This is a genomic window from Moorena sp. SIO3I6 (assembly GCF_010672095.1).
In genome coordinates this window covers 37109-51719 of sequence record NZ_JAAHHU010000039.1, presented here as the reverse complement: position 1 = coordinate 51719, position 14611 = coordinate 37109, and the positions used below count along the sequence as shown (strand labels likewise).

2 protein-coding genes are annotated in these 14611 nt (G+C 44.7%); both read left to right on the top strand.

All coding sequences use genetic code 11. The annotated features are described in order from the left end of the window. Positions 1–1248 precede the first annotated feature (1248 nt). Positions 1249–11430 carry a type I polyketide synthase gene (locus F6K49_RS14070; protein ID WP_293017305.1) on the top strand — a complete coding sequence of 3394 codons (10182 nt, stop codon included), beginning with the start codon at positions 1249–1251 and terminating at the stop codon, positions 11428–11430. Beyond that, positions 11427–14483, top strand: a complete 3057-nt coding sequence (locus F6K49_RS14065; protein WP_293017304.1) for a type I polyketide synthase — start codon at positions 11427–11429, stop codon at positions 14481–14483. Before F6K49_RS14070 ends, F6K49_RS14065 begins: the two co-directional genes overlap by 4 nt. The last annotated feature ends 128 nt before the right edge of the window (positions 14484–14611 follow it).

Below are 14611 nucleotides of genomic sequence, written 5' to 3'. Positions count from 1 at the left end.
GTACTTAGATAGATTTTCTTTGGCTTAAGTGCTCTTCATGGCTTATGATACACTGTCAAGTTTTCACTGTCAAATTTTCGGTCAATTTACAGTGATTTTATCACTTTCTTTCAATGCGATTACCCTGACGCACCATGGGATTGGTTAAGAATGGTTTGGGTTCAATTTGTATACCGATGGTGCGTTACATTTCATTAACGCACCCTACAAGAGCTTATTCACTCTATTTTTGTATTTATTTCAGTATTAATAGATCCAAAATGACAGGTGTTTACCCTGTTTATGAGGTTTGAGCTGAGGTTTATGAGGTTTGAGCTGAGGTTTTATATGAGGTTTTATATGAGGTTTATGAGTTGAAAAATACTTTTAATTAGAGTTAACCTTTATAGTCAAGGAAGTAAACTTTCCTTTCTTGAATACAATTACGAGTTGTGATTATGATCAAAAAAACGTAAGCATATGCGCTACGCGCACGCTGCGCGAACAGCAGTCAGCACTCAGCAGTCAGCTTTATGACATAGGCCACAAGTCCTGTGACAACACTGCAGCATTATTCCAATGCTTACCGATTTTATTCAAAAGCTGTTCGGTGTAGCTTGCCCTATGCTCATAAGCACATCAAGTAGTGTGGCACAGGCTTTGGCCTTTGGCCACGCTGTGCGACACTACTTGATGTGACTGATTAGCACCTCAAGTAGCGTGCGCATTAGCTGATAGCTGATAGCTGATAGCTGATAAGTACCTGGACAAAAATAAACCTAACTGTATTAATTTGTGTAAAGTTGCCAAAAGTCCCTCTGCTCCCTGCTCCGAAGTCCCTGCTCCCTATTTAAAGAGTTAATTTTAGTTTTGTCCGACTACTTAGCTGATAGCACCTCAAGCAGCGTGCGCGTAGCGCATTAGCTGATAGCTGAATACTTACAAAAAAACTCATGCCCAAGCATGTCTAGCACGTACTAACCAATCTGTTGCTGTGGGAACAGGTCAAAGTTGCTGAACAAATGAACTATCTACCATCAGAGCAAGCTTACACCCACGAGGGGGCATGAGATTTAGTTCAAATGTTCTGCAATTGTGACATGCTCCCGATTTAACCCAAGTGTCTTGCAGGTTACAGCAGTAAACGTTAGGGGTAAACAGGGAAAGGGAAGAGTAAGGAGGATAGCAGGAGAGTAGAAGTAAAGTAGGCAAAAGGGAAGAGATGGAAAAAGTGAATTGTACTTGACTTGGGGGAAGCTAGAGAAGCAAATGTTAGATCTAATTAACCGCTATGCTCATGGATTTGTGGCTATACCAGTTATTTGGGCATGTAGAGAACGAGGAATATTTGAGTTACTGGCTCAGAAACAGTCACTGTATTTAGAGGAGATAGTAGAGCATTTCCAGGCAAATAGCGGGCATCTGCAGGTAGCCCTTAGACTTCTACAGTCACTAAAAATCCTAGAAAAAAATGATGTGGGGGCTTACTCGTTTGGGGATAGAGGTCAAATTCATAAAAAAATACCTAACGATATGGTCAGCCTCTATAAATTCCCCTTTGATTTGTATTTGAAAGGAGAACATAAAAAGGGAATAGGAAGCTGGATTGAGCGTTCGGAACGACGATGGTATATTAATGATTCAAGGTTAAGTGATTTTCTAGATGGAGTATTAGTTGTTCCTATACTGTTAGCCTTGAAAAAAGAGAAGTTAATTGCGGGTAAGTCTGGTTCGCTGTTTTCGGATTTGAAGGATTCGGTAAAGCAAGAATTGACGACTCTGTTTGTTAATTTAGGATGGGCGATCGCGGAAAAGGAAGGTATAAATTTAACGAACGTCGGTCGTTTCATGTCACAGAGGTCTATGAACTTAGGGGTAACAGCATCCTATACTCCGATGTTGTTACAGATAGACGATCTGCTATTTGGGAATCCTCATAAGGTGTTTCAGAGAGATGATGGGGGACATGAAATACATGTCGATAGAACGTTAAACGTAGTGGGTAGTGGTTTTCAACACGAGAAATTTTTTGCGGATACAGAAGAAATTATTATATCTATATTTAATCAACGACCTTTTGAAGAGCAACCTAGCTATGTAGTTGACATGGGTTGCGGCGATGGAACGCTTCTCAAGCGAATTTACAATGTAATTATAGGGAAATCTGCTCGTGGGGAAGTATTAACAAAGTATCCAGTTTATATCGTGGGAGTAGATTACAATCAGGAATCATTGAATGTAACAGATAAAAATTTAGCTGAGATTCCTCATCGGGTTATTCAAGGAGATATTGGAAATCCCGAACGATTATTAGCAGACTTGAAGGCAGAGGGGATAGATCCAGAAAAGGTTTTACATGTCCGCTCATTTTTAGATCACGATCGCCCATTTATTCCTCCGACAGACACGGAAACGGCGGGATCGCGTTCCCGGTTGGATTATCAAGTTGTGGATGTAGACGAAGAGGGAAAACTGATAGCTCCTCACATTGCCGTACAAAGTTTAGTGGAGCATTTAGGAAGATGGTCGAACATTGTGACCAGACATGGATTATTGCTGTTAGAAGTTCACAGTTTAACTGCTTCAGTGGTACAAAAATTCCTAGATGAAAGCGAATCTCTACATTTCGATGCGTGTCAAGCTTTTTCAAAACAACATTTGGTAGAAGCAGATGTTTTTCTAATGGCAGCGGCTGAGGTAGGTCTATTTCCGAAAGCAAAATATTTGAGAAGATATCCAAAGATTTTACCATTTACCCGTATTTCCTTAAACTGCTTTGAGAAGAGAGCCTATAAAATTAGACATCCCTATGCTGAAGATATTGCAGCATTGGTAAATATTGAGAAAAAATGCTGGCCGGAGCATTTACAATTGTCGGTTGGCGAAATTCAGCAACGACTAGAAGAGGGATATAGTAACCATCTGGTCCTGGAAATAGACAGAGAAGTTGTCGGTGTAATTTACACCCAAAGAATAAAAAGCGTTGAAAGCTTAAAATCGGCAAATTTCAAAACTTTGCCAGAACTACACGTAAAGGATGGTCCAGTGCTTCAACTTCTGAGCTTGAATGTAAATCCAGAAAGGCAAGGCTTGGGGTTGGGGGATATGCTACGTCAATTCACCCTTCAATGGGCAGAGTTAAAGGAGGGGATTGAGTGCGTAGCAGGCGTGACTCGTTGCAAGGACTATGCAAATCATTCTCATATTTCAATCAGGGAATATATTGAAAAACGCAATGAAAGAGGTCAAATATTCGATCCAATACCTCGGTTCCATATAGAAGGTGGCGCAACAGTAGTTAGTATTGTCCCTAACTACCGCCCAGAGGATGTGGACAATCAAGGGTTTGGGGTACTGATCAAATACGAACTACAGGAGAAGCTAGAAGCTCCAAAGGCGGAGTGGACGGCAGTTGAGTCTCTGGATAAGCTTGACGATACCGAAAAGCTTGGGGATGTCACGGTTTTAATAGAGCGCTCTATTAAAACTGTGTTGGGGAAAAAACGGATGGAGGCTTTCTCATATAAGCGACCCCTCAGGGAGATGGGTCTCGACTCTTTGGATTTACTAGAGATAAAAAGTCTACTGGAGAAGAAGTTAGAAACTTCGTTGGATTCGACATTTTTCTTCGACTACGGCACGCCAGCAGCGATCGCGGGTTACTTCAACCAGTTAGGACGTGAGATTTCGTTGCCAGATGAAGTATTAACACCGACAAGACCTCGTGGAAGAGACGGGAAGGAAGAGGCGATTGGCCAAAAAGTCAAGACTGGGAGGAAATCGCAGAGGAAAAGCGGTGCTATTCTTCCAGAGGACGGTGTGGCAATAATTGGCATGGCTTGTAGGTTGCCTGGAGGGGTAAATAGTCCCGAGGATTATTGGCAGCTACTTCGGTTGGGCAAGGACGGGATATCGGAAGTGCCTCAAAGTCGGTGGGATGTTAACAGTTACTTTGACCCCGAACCGCAAAAACCAGGCAAAATGGTAAGTCGGTTTGGAGGTTTTATAGACCGGGTGGACTCTTTTGATGCGGGTTTCTTTCATATAGCACCGCGAGAAGCAACCTATACAGACCCACAACACCGTTGCTTGCTTGAGGAAAGTTGGCATGCGCTAGAGTATGCGGGAATAGCTCCCGAATCTCTGGTCGGTAAGCGAGTGGGGGTGTTTGTGGGAATAATGTCCCATGACTACGAACTGCTCTTTGTCAAGCAAACTCAACCTGCTGATTTTGGGGCATACTTTAGTACTGGCAACTCGGCATCGGTGGCAGCGGGTCGTATAGCTTATTTCTACGGACTGCAAGGAACGACTATGTCGGTGGATACGGCTTGCTCGTCTTCGTTAGTAGCGGTTCATCTGGCTTGTCAAAATCTGCTGCATAATGAGTGTCACCTGGCTTTGGCAGGGGGTGTTAATCTGCTGCTTTCTCCGGAATTGAGCATAACTTACTCCCAAGCCAGCATGCTTTCTCAAGATGGTCGTTGCAAAACTTTTGATGCTTCCGCAGATGGCTATGTCCGCAGTGAGGGCTGTGGGGTAGTGGTTCTCAAGCGCTTAAAACAAGCAATAAAAGATGGGGACAATATCTTAGCAATAGTGCGGGGTTCGGCTGTCAACCAGGATGGGGCAAGTAATGGTTTAACGGCACCTAACAGACAGGCTCAGGAAAGTCTGATCAAAAGGGCTTTGTCTGAAGCGCGGGTTTCACCCCACGAAGTGAGCTATGTCGAAGCTCATGGTACGGGAACTTCTTTAGGCGACCCGATCGAGGTCAAAGCTTTAGAAGGGGTTTTCGGCCAAGGGCGATCGCAAAATAACCCCCTAATGATTGGCTCGGTGAAGACGAATATCGGGCATGCAGAGGCAGCCGCAGGTATGGCTGGATTGATAAAAGTGGTTTTGTCACTCCAACACCAGCAGATACCCCCGCACTTGCACTTTAACAAGCTCAATCCCCATATCACGGGAGATGGGTTGCCTTTGGCGATACCTACTTCTCTCTTGGACTGGAAACAGATTGATCGAGAAAAGCCCCGCTTGGCAGGAGTCAGTTCCTTTGGATTTAGCGGCACTAATGCGCATGCGATCGTCCAAGAAGCACCAGTGTTAGCACCGAAGCAGGAGGCCAGACCCGATCGCCCTTGGCATATACTCACAGTTTCGGCAAAGGAAGAAACAGTCCTGGGAGAGTTGGCGGGCAAATATGCAACCTTCTTAGAGGAAAACCCGGAACTGGCTTTGTCGGACATTTGCTTTACCGCAAATACAGGTCGATCGCACCTAAAGCATCGCCTGGCTGTAGTGGGAGAATCATCGGCGGAAGTGATGGAACAGTTGCAGGACTTGCACTCGGAGACAGGGGCGATCGTAGGTCAAGCAGAGGAACGGGTTCCAAAAGTGGCGTTTCTGTTTACGGGACAGGGGTCCCAGTATGTTGGCATGGGACGGGAACTGTACGAAACAGCACCGGTATTCCGTCAGGAACTCGATCGCTGCGAGGTACTGTTGCGAGGCGAGTTGGAATGCCCGCTGCTGGAAGTATTAACCGATGATAGTCAGGATGAGTCGGTACTGCATCAAACTGCTTACACCCAACCAGCTTTGTTTGCCATTGAGTATGCCTTGGCTAAGTTATGGGAATCCTGGGGCATAAAACCGGATGTGGTGATGGGTCACAGTGTGGGAGAATATGTGGCAGCTTGTGTGGCAGGGGTTTTCAGTCTCGAAGATGGTCTGAAATTAATTGCGGCACGGGGCAGGTTGATGCAGCAGTTGCCTGGTGGAGGCGCGATGGTTTCCCTGATGGCTTCTGAGTCCAAGGTACGAGAGGCGATCGCGCCCTACGTAGAGCGAGTAGCGATCGCAGCCATCAACGGACCGAAAAGCATAGTAATTTCTGGGGAGTTGGAAGCAGTAAACCAGATCCTCAATACCCTAGAATCACAAGGAATCAAAAGCAAACAACTACAGGTGTCCCACGCTTTCCATTCCCCGATGATGGAACCAATGCTGGGTGAGTTTGAAGCCGCAGCTAAAGCAGTAACCTATAGCAAGCCTCAGATAAAACTGATATCTAATGTCAGCGGACGTCAAGTGGAAGATGAAATCACGGAAGCTGCATATTGGACCGGTCATGTTCGACAACCAGTACGGTTTGCTGACAGTATGCAAACTTTGCTGGAGCAAGGATATGAGTTATTCCTAGAAATAGGACCCAAACCCATTCTGTTGGGGATGGGGCGTCAGTGCTTGGGGGAAGATAAGGGAGTATGGTTGCCAACGCTGCGTCCCCCAAAAACAGAATGGCAGCAGATACTTGAAAGTTTGGGACAGCTATATGTGCAGGGATCCCAAATAGATTGGTTTGGGTTTGACACAGAGTACGGGCGTCGGAAAGTCGTAGTTCCTACTTATCCGTTCCAGAGGGAACGTTATTGGATAGAAAATTTAAATAAATCCTATAAAAAACGGTATGTGTCGAAAAAAAGCCACCCTCTGTTAGGTGAAAGATTAAATTGTGCAGGGGAACAACAAATTTTTGAATCGTACATCGAGGAAAACTCTCCAAGCTACCTGAGCCACCACAGAGTATTCAATAAAGCCCTATTTCCGACAACAGCCTACTTGGAAATGGCAGCGTCAGCAGCTCATTACCGATTTAAGACTCCCAGGGTCGTGGTAGAAGATCTAGTAATTGGACGTGGATTGAGTTGGTCTCAAGGGGAACAGTTTTCAGTTCAGACAATACTGACACCATTAGATCAAGAAACATACAAATGGCAAATATTCAGTCAGAAGTCAAGTGCAAGCAAAGAAGGGGAAGTATGGCCCCTCCACGGAACAGGGAAAATAAAACCCCTGCCGCCAGAGACAAGCAAAGCGAAAGTAGACATAGAAAAGTACTTGGCTGATTGTAACCAAGCCATAGAAGTAAAACAACATTATCAAAAATGTCGGGAAATAGGGCTTAACTACGGCAGCAGTTTCCAAGGCATTAAAAGTTTGAGTGCTGGCCCAAACCAAGTGCTAGCGCAGATAAAATTACCCGAAGAGCTAGAAGGAGAAGCAAGACAGTATCAGTTTCATCCGGCACTGTTAGATGCAGCGTTGCAGATAACCTATCACCTACTGCCTGAGACAAACAATGACAAAACTTACTTGCCAATAGGGATAGACAAGTTAGAAATACATACTCGTTCGGGAGTAGAGCTGTGGGCGATCGCGTCCCTAACGGAGTCTGAGGTCAAAAGTGCAGAAAGTATCAGCACGCAAGTGACCCTGGTCAGTCAAGAGGGAGAGATAGTTGCGAAAGTAGAAGGGTTGCGAGTAAAACAGGCAACCCCTCAAACGCTACTGGGAACAGAAGCGAAATCTATTGATGACTGTTTGTACGAAGTAGAATGGAGAGCAAAAGGGCGTTTGGGTAGACTGCTCCCAACCTCGGATATGCTGGAACCGTTAGAAATAGAGGAGCAGTTGAGTCAGAGTCTAATAGAATTAGTAGCAACAGTAGACCAGAAAAGATCCTCCCAAAGCGCTGCTAGTTTAGAAGAATTAAGTGTAGAGTACATAGTGCAAGCATTGCTGGAGCTGGACTGGCCGTACTCGGTAGGCGATTGCTTTTCTACAGAGGCAGTTAGCCAAAGGTTAGGTATAGTTCCCAGCCAAAGACGACTATTCAAGCGAATGCTAGAAATAATGGCTTCTGAGGGAATAGTGCGGTATTCCCAGCAGGAGTGGCAAATGCAACAGACCTTAGACCCAGTCCAGCTGGGAGAAAAAATTGAGACTCTAATCACTCAATATCCCGATGCAGTGGCAGAATTGACTCTACTGAATCGTTGTGCATCTCAACTAAGTGAGGTTTTGCGGGGAACGCAAGATCCAGTGCAGCTGGTATTCCCATCAGGAGATTTGACTACAGCAACACAACTGTATCAAGATACCCCCATAGCTAAAGTGATGAACGCGATCGTGCAGCAGGTGATCGTCAAGTCAATAGAGAAGATCCCGCAACAACGAGGGATAAGGTTGTTAGAAATAGGAGCGGGAACGGGAGGGACGACAAGCTATATATTGCCCCATCTAAATCCAAATCAAACAGAATATCTGTTTACGGATATAGGGAAATTATTTACAAGTAAGGCTCAAGAGAAATTCAAGGAATATCGATTCCTGCGCTATGCAGCATTAGATATTGAGGAGGATCCGACAACTCAAGGATTTGACGCTCATCAATACGACGTGATTATTGCAGCCAATGTTCTTCATGCAACCAGGAGTATGAAGCAGACATTAACAAACGTGCGGAAAATGCTGGCACCAGGGGGCATGTTGGTATTACTGGAAATAACAAGTTGTCAACGATGGCTGGATTTAGTATTCGGATTATTGGAAGGATGGTGGAGATTCCAAGATAGTGAATTGCGACCGGACTATCCGCTGTTGAGTAGAACTACATGGAAGCAATTACTTGGTGAAATGGGTTTTACTCAAGTAGTCACCATGCCGGAAATAGAGGGAATGCCGGAAATATTGTCTCAACAAACGGTGATAGTGGCTCAAGGGTCGAAAACCAGGTTTTCACAAACAGCATCAGAACGCAAAGGTTGGTTGCTGCTAGCAGATAAACAAGGGATAGCCCAAAAGTTAGCAAAGCAACTGCGAGCACAAGGAGACTCTTGTACGTTAGTATTTGCAGATGAGCAATACAAACAAATAACAGCAGAAGAATTTACCATTAACCCCAATAACCCAGAAGATATAGAGCAAGCCATTGCTCAGGTAACCGACAAAAACCCGTTCCTCTATGGAGTGGTTCAATGTTGGACAGCGGAAACGGGAATGGCAGAAAATATGAATGCTGAGGAATTGGCTAATTTATCCTTACTGGGGTGCGGCACCACCTTGTTTTTGGTTCAAGCATTGGTAAAAAGGAAATGGGTCCAAACACCACGGTTGTGGTTAACGACGTCAGGCTCTCAAACACTATCGGGAGATCGAGGGATAATCCCAGGAGTGAGCCAATCTTCAGTCTGGGGAATGGGGAAAGCGATCGGCTTGGAACACCCAGATTTACACTGCACGCTGATAGATTTAGACCCAAACCAGACAGTAGAGCATCAAGCAGATGTACTGTTCCATGAAATTTGGTCAGAGGATATAGAAAACCAGGTGGCATTACGAGGAGACAAACGTTACGTACCTCGGTTAGTTGCAAGTCATCATCGTCAAGCAGCAGCACGACAACTGAAAATTCCATCAGAACCTTTCAGACTGGTAATGTCAGAGAGGGGAAGTTTAGACAACTTAACTTTAGAGCCATTAACCAGGCGTGCTCCAGCAGCAGGGGAAGTAGAAATTAAAGTTAAGGTCACGGGGCTAAATTTCCGAGACGTGCTGATAGCTTTGAATATATATCCGGGAACTCCGATAATGGGCGGAGATTGTGCAGGGGAAATAGTAGCTGTGGGAGCAGGGGTAAAAGAGTTTAAGGTGGGAGACGCGGTGATGGCAATGGCTCTGGGAAGCTTTAGTCAATACATCACCGTTAAGGCGAGCTTAGTCGCCCTCAAACCAGAAAAAATCAGCTTTGCAGAAGCGGCATCGATTCCGGTTAATTTTTTAACAGCATATTATGCTTTGCATCATTTAGCTAAGATTTCAGCAGGTGATCGGGTTTTGATCCATGCCGCTGCAGGAGGAACTGGGATGGCTGCAGTGCAAATTGCCCAGAATGCAGGAGCGGAAGTATTTGCCACTGCTAGTCCACCCAAGTGGGAAACCCTACGACAAATGGGTGTCAAACATGTCATGAACTCTCGCACAGTAGAGTTTGCGGACAAAATAATAGAAAGCACTCAAGGAAAAGGAGTAAACATCGTACTAAACTCTTTGACATCAGGGGAATTTATTAGCAAAAGCCTCTCAGTATTAAGTTCCCAAGGTCGGTTTGTGGAACTGGCGGTTCGAGATATTTGGGAAGCAGAGCAAATGACACGGAATAAGTCAGACATTTCATACTTTCCAGTGGATCTCACCCAAATAGCTCGGGAACAACCAGAGTTAATCCAATCAATGTTCCAGCAGTTAATAGAAAAGTTCGAGCGAAGTTGGCTAAAACCACCACCATTAAAGTTATTCCCCATAGAGTCTGCCCTCGAAGCATTCCGTTACATGCAACAAGCCAAACATATTGGCAAGATTGTGGTAACTCAAACAGAACAACCAGGGGTAGACACCAAGGAAAAGCCTTTAACTTTCCGTGGAGATGCAAGCTACTTGATTACAGGAGGTATGGGCGGTTTAGGTTTACTGGTTTCCCGTTGGATGGTGTCCAAGGGAGCCAAGCATTTAGTATTGGTAGGACGCAGGACACCGGATGCTGCTGCGAGGAAGAAAATAACTGAGTTAGAAAAAGCAGGAGCATCGGTGGTAGTAGAAAAAGCAGACGTGTCAGATTTAGAATCTATGACAAGAGTGCTCTACAATATAGAGCAGTCAAAGATTCCTTTAGCAGGGGTGATCCATGCGCCAGGGATTTTATCAGATGGAGTTCTTCAAAACCAGACTTGGCAGAGTTTTGCTAAGGTGATGGCTCCGAAAGTGCAAGGGAGTTGGCATTTGCATAAATTGACCCAACACCAACCATTGGACTTTTTTGTACTATTTTCTTCTACAGCATCTCTTTTAGGTTCAACCGGTCAAGGAAATCATTCGGCAGCGAATTCGTTTCTAGATGGTTTAGCCCATTATCGTCGTAGTATGGGGTTACCGGGGTTGAGTATACATTGGGGTACGATTTCTCAAATAGGAAAAGCAGCAGAACGCGGTGCAGATATAAGTTTTCAGCAGCAAGGTATCCAACCAATCGCGCCACAACGGGTTCTAGAGTCACTAGAGTTACTAATGAGTGGTGCCAGTGTGGAAGTAGCGGTAGTGCAGATGGACTGGTCTGCTTGGCAAGACCGAATGGCACAATGGCCGTTTTTGGCAGATTGGAAACAAACAGCTATGACAACTGCCGAGACCGTGAAATTAGGGTTGATACAGCAGTTGAAAGAGGTGGTTTCCAGCCAACGAAGAGAGATGTTAGTAGAGCTTGTGCGCAGTCAAGTAGGCCGAGTGCTAGGAATAAAGCATCCAGAATCAATTTCATTAGAAAAAGGCTTTTTTAGTATGGGAATGGATTCATTGACATCGGTAGAGTTGAGGAATAGGTTGCAAACAAGTTTGGAATGTGGTCTGCCATCAACGCTATCTTTCGACTATCCGACAGTTAATAAGCTAGTAGATTATTTGCTTAAGCATGTACTGGTTGAAAGAGATCTGGGATTAGATGATGGCGAAGTCTCAGAGGAGGACAAGGGAGATTTGGTTATAAAATTGGAACAGACTGCTAAAAAATTGGCAGAACAATTAGGTGCAGATTGGGAGGATATGACATGAGCAATAACCAGGAACAAGGCTACGCCAAGCTAATGGAAATGGCCTCTAAGAAGATTGCTAAGTTAGAAGCCGAACTAGAGGCAGTAAAAGGTAGGGACAAAGCAGAACCGATCGCGATTGTTGGGATAGGTTGTCGCTTCCCCGGAGGTGCATCGACTCCAAAGAAATTCTGGGAACTATTGGAAAACGGAGTAGATGCCATCACTGAAGTGCCAAAAGACAGATGGAATGTTGACGATCTGTACGACCCGGATCCGACAACTCCTGGCAAAATATGTACTCGTTATGGAGGGTTTATCGATGGCGTGCAGGAGTTTGATGCTGATTTTTTTAGCCTGACTCCTAAGGAAACGATAAGTCTAGACCCTCAACAAAGAATATTATTAGAAGTAACTTGGGAAGCTATAGAAAATTATGGGAAAAATCCCGAAGAATTGAAGGGGAGCAAAGCGGGCGTATTTATTGGTATATGTAGTAATGAATACATGCAACGTGTAGTCAGTCAAGGTAAGGAAAAAATTGATGCCTATATGGGTACCGGGAATATCAACAGCGCAGCAGCTGGGCGAATTTCCTATACTTTAGACCTGGTTGGACCTTGTTTTGCCGTAAATACAGCTTGTTCATCTTCTTTGGTAGCCATTCATTTAGCCTGCGCTAGTTTGAGAAATAAAGAGTGCAATCTAGCATTGGCTGGGGGAGTGAATCAATTGGTTTCTCCAGAGTTGAGTATTAACTTTTCTAAGGCTCAGATGCTATCGCCAGATGGTCGGTCCAAGACTTTTGATGCTTCTGCCAATGGGTTCGTCCGTGGTGAAGGATGCGGGATGATTGTACTCAAACGTTTGTCAGAAGCAGTAGCTGATGATGATAATATCCTGGCGGTTATTCGCGGAACAGCTATTAATCAAGATGGTTATAGCAGTGGTTTGACGGTACCTAAAGGTCCTTCTCAGCAAGCAGTTATTCGTCAAGCTTTGGAAAATGGGGGAGTAGACCCGGGAAATGTCAGTTATATCGAAGCTCATGGTACAGGAACTTCCTTGGGAGACCCCATTGAAATAGGAGCGATCGGAACCGTATTTGAAAAAAACCACTCTCAAGAACGACCTTTGCTCGTCGGTGCAGTTAAGACGAACATTGGTCACTTGGAGGGGGCTGCAGGCGTAGCAGGTTTGATTAAAGTAGTCCTGCAATTACAACATCAAAAAATAGCGCCTTTACTGCATCTGAAAAAGCTGAATCCTTATATTAATTGGTCAGAATTACCAGTAAAAGTACCGATCCAGATCATGCCTTGGCAAACGAATGGAACTCGCATTGCCGGTGTTAGTTCCTTTGGTTTTAGCGGCACAAATGCTCATGTAGTCTTGGAAGAAGCACCGCTACTCGAAAGGCAAAAGTCAAAAGGCAAAAGTAGCGAAGACATAACAGAACGCTCTTTCCATCTATTAACGCTGTCGGGGAAAAAGTCAACAGCACTTCGGGAGTTAGTCCTTCGTTATCAAAAATATCTAGCAGAACGAAGCAATGCTGAGAAAGAAGAGTTGGATAACATTTGCTATACAGCGAACGCAGGACGCGCCCATTTCAACCACAGACTAGCAGTCATAGCCTCTAACGAACGAGAATTAGCGGCCAAACTGGGAGAGTACCAAAAGGGACAGGAAGTAGCGGGAATATCGTCGGGGGAATTTTCCGGCGAGGCAGCACCGAAAATAGCCTTTTTATTCACCGGTCAAGGTGCTCAATATGTCAACATGGGCAGGCAATTGTACGAGACGCAGCCGTTATTTAAAAAGACTGTAGACCAGTGTGCCGAAAAGCTTTCATCCTACATGGACAGACCAATATTGGAAGTTCTCTACGGATCGGAAACAGACGAGTCGGTTTTGGAACAGACGGCTTACACTCAACCAGCTCTATTTGTTATAGAATACGCTCTATGCAAACTATGGCAATCTTGGGGTATCGAACCGGATGCAGTCATGGGTCACAGCGTGGGTGAATATGTAGCTGCAACTGTGGCGGGAATTTGGAGTTTGGATGATGGTCTCAAACTCATTGCAACCAGGGGACGGTTGATGCAACAGTTGCCCCCAGGTGGCGTGATGGTTGCAGTCATGGCGTCAGAGTCCCAGGTGCGAGAAGCGATCGCATTTTGTAGTAAGCACTTTAGTGCTTCTGTTAGTGCTTCTGTTGGTAGTAAACACTTTAGTGTTTCAATCGCAGCGATCAACGGACCCCAAAGTGTGGTAATATCTGGGGAGGCAGAGAAAGTAAAGTATTTACTACAAACATTAGAAGCTGGAGGAATCCAAACAAAGCAACTGCAAGTATCCCACGCTTTTCATTCACCGTTAATGGAACCCATGTTGGCCGAGTTTGAAGCAGTGGCGAAGCAAATAACCTACAGTCAAGGGCGGATCCCAATAATATCTAACGTCACGGGAGGTAAAGCAGACAATAGCATTGCTACGAGTAAATATTGGGTAAATCACGTGCGCCAACCAGTCAGGTTTTCGCAAAGTATGGAAGCTTTGAGGCAAATGGATCTATTCCTGGAAATAGGACCCAAACCAATATTATTGGGTATGGGAAGGCGATGTTTGCCGGAAGGTGTAGGAGTGTGGTTGCCTTCATTGCGTCCGGGTATGGATGAATGGCAGCAGATGCTATCGAGTCTCGGTGAACTATACGTGCGAGGGGTGAAGGTTGATTGGTTTGGTTTTGACAAAGACTATCTAGGGCGGCGCAAAGTCTCTCTCCCCACCTATCCCTTCCAGCGACAACGCTACTGGGTAGATGAGACTCGCTTTGATAGACCACATCTGCTAGAGGAATCTAATAACGAATCTTCAGAAATAGAAATAGAGCAAATCATCACCCAACAGGAAGAATATAATAACGGATGTTCAGAAACAGAAATAGAGGAAATTATCATCCAGGATGAATATGATGATAACGGATGTCCAGAAACAGAAATAAAAAAAATTATCACCCAACAGATAGAGATTATGTATCAACATCTAGATTTATTGCACGCAGAATAAAGCCATTATTTGGGTTGGGAACTACAACCTATCTCAAAGGAAAAATTTTGCTCAACGAGTATCAGGTAATTTCATAAAATAAATAAATTTTATTTATTTATTTTAAATCGCCATACATACATAATAGT

What these genes read in the sequence shown, in the direction of transcription:
- F6K49_RS14070 (WP_293017305.1), top strand. Translation starts at nt 1,249, where the DNA reads ATGTTAGATCTAATTAACCGCTATGCTCATGGATTTGTGGCTATACCA.
- F6K49_RS14065 (WP_293017304.1), top strand. Translation starts at nt 11,427, where the DNA reads ATGAGCAATAACCAGGAACAAGGCTACGCCAAGCTAATGGAAATGGCC.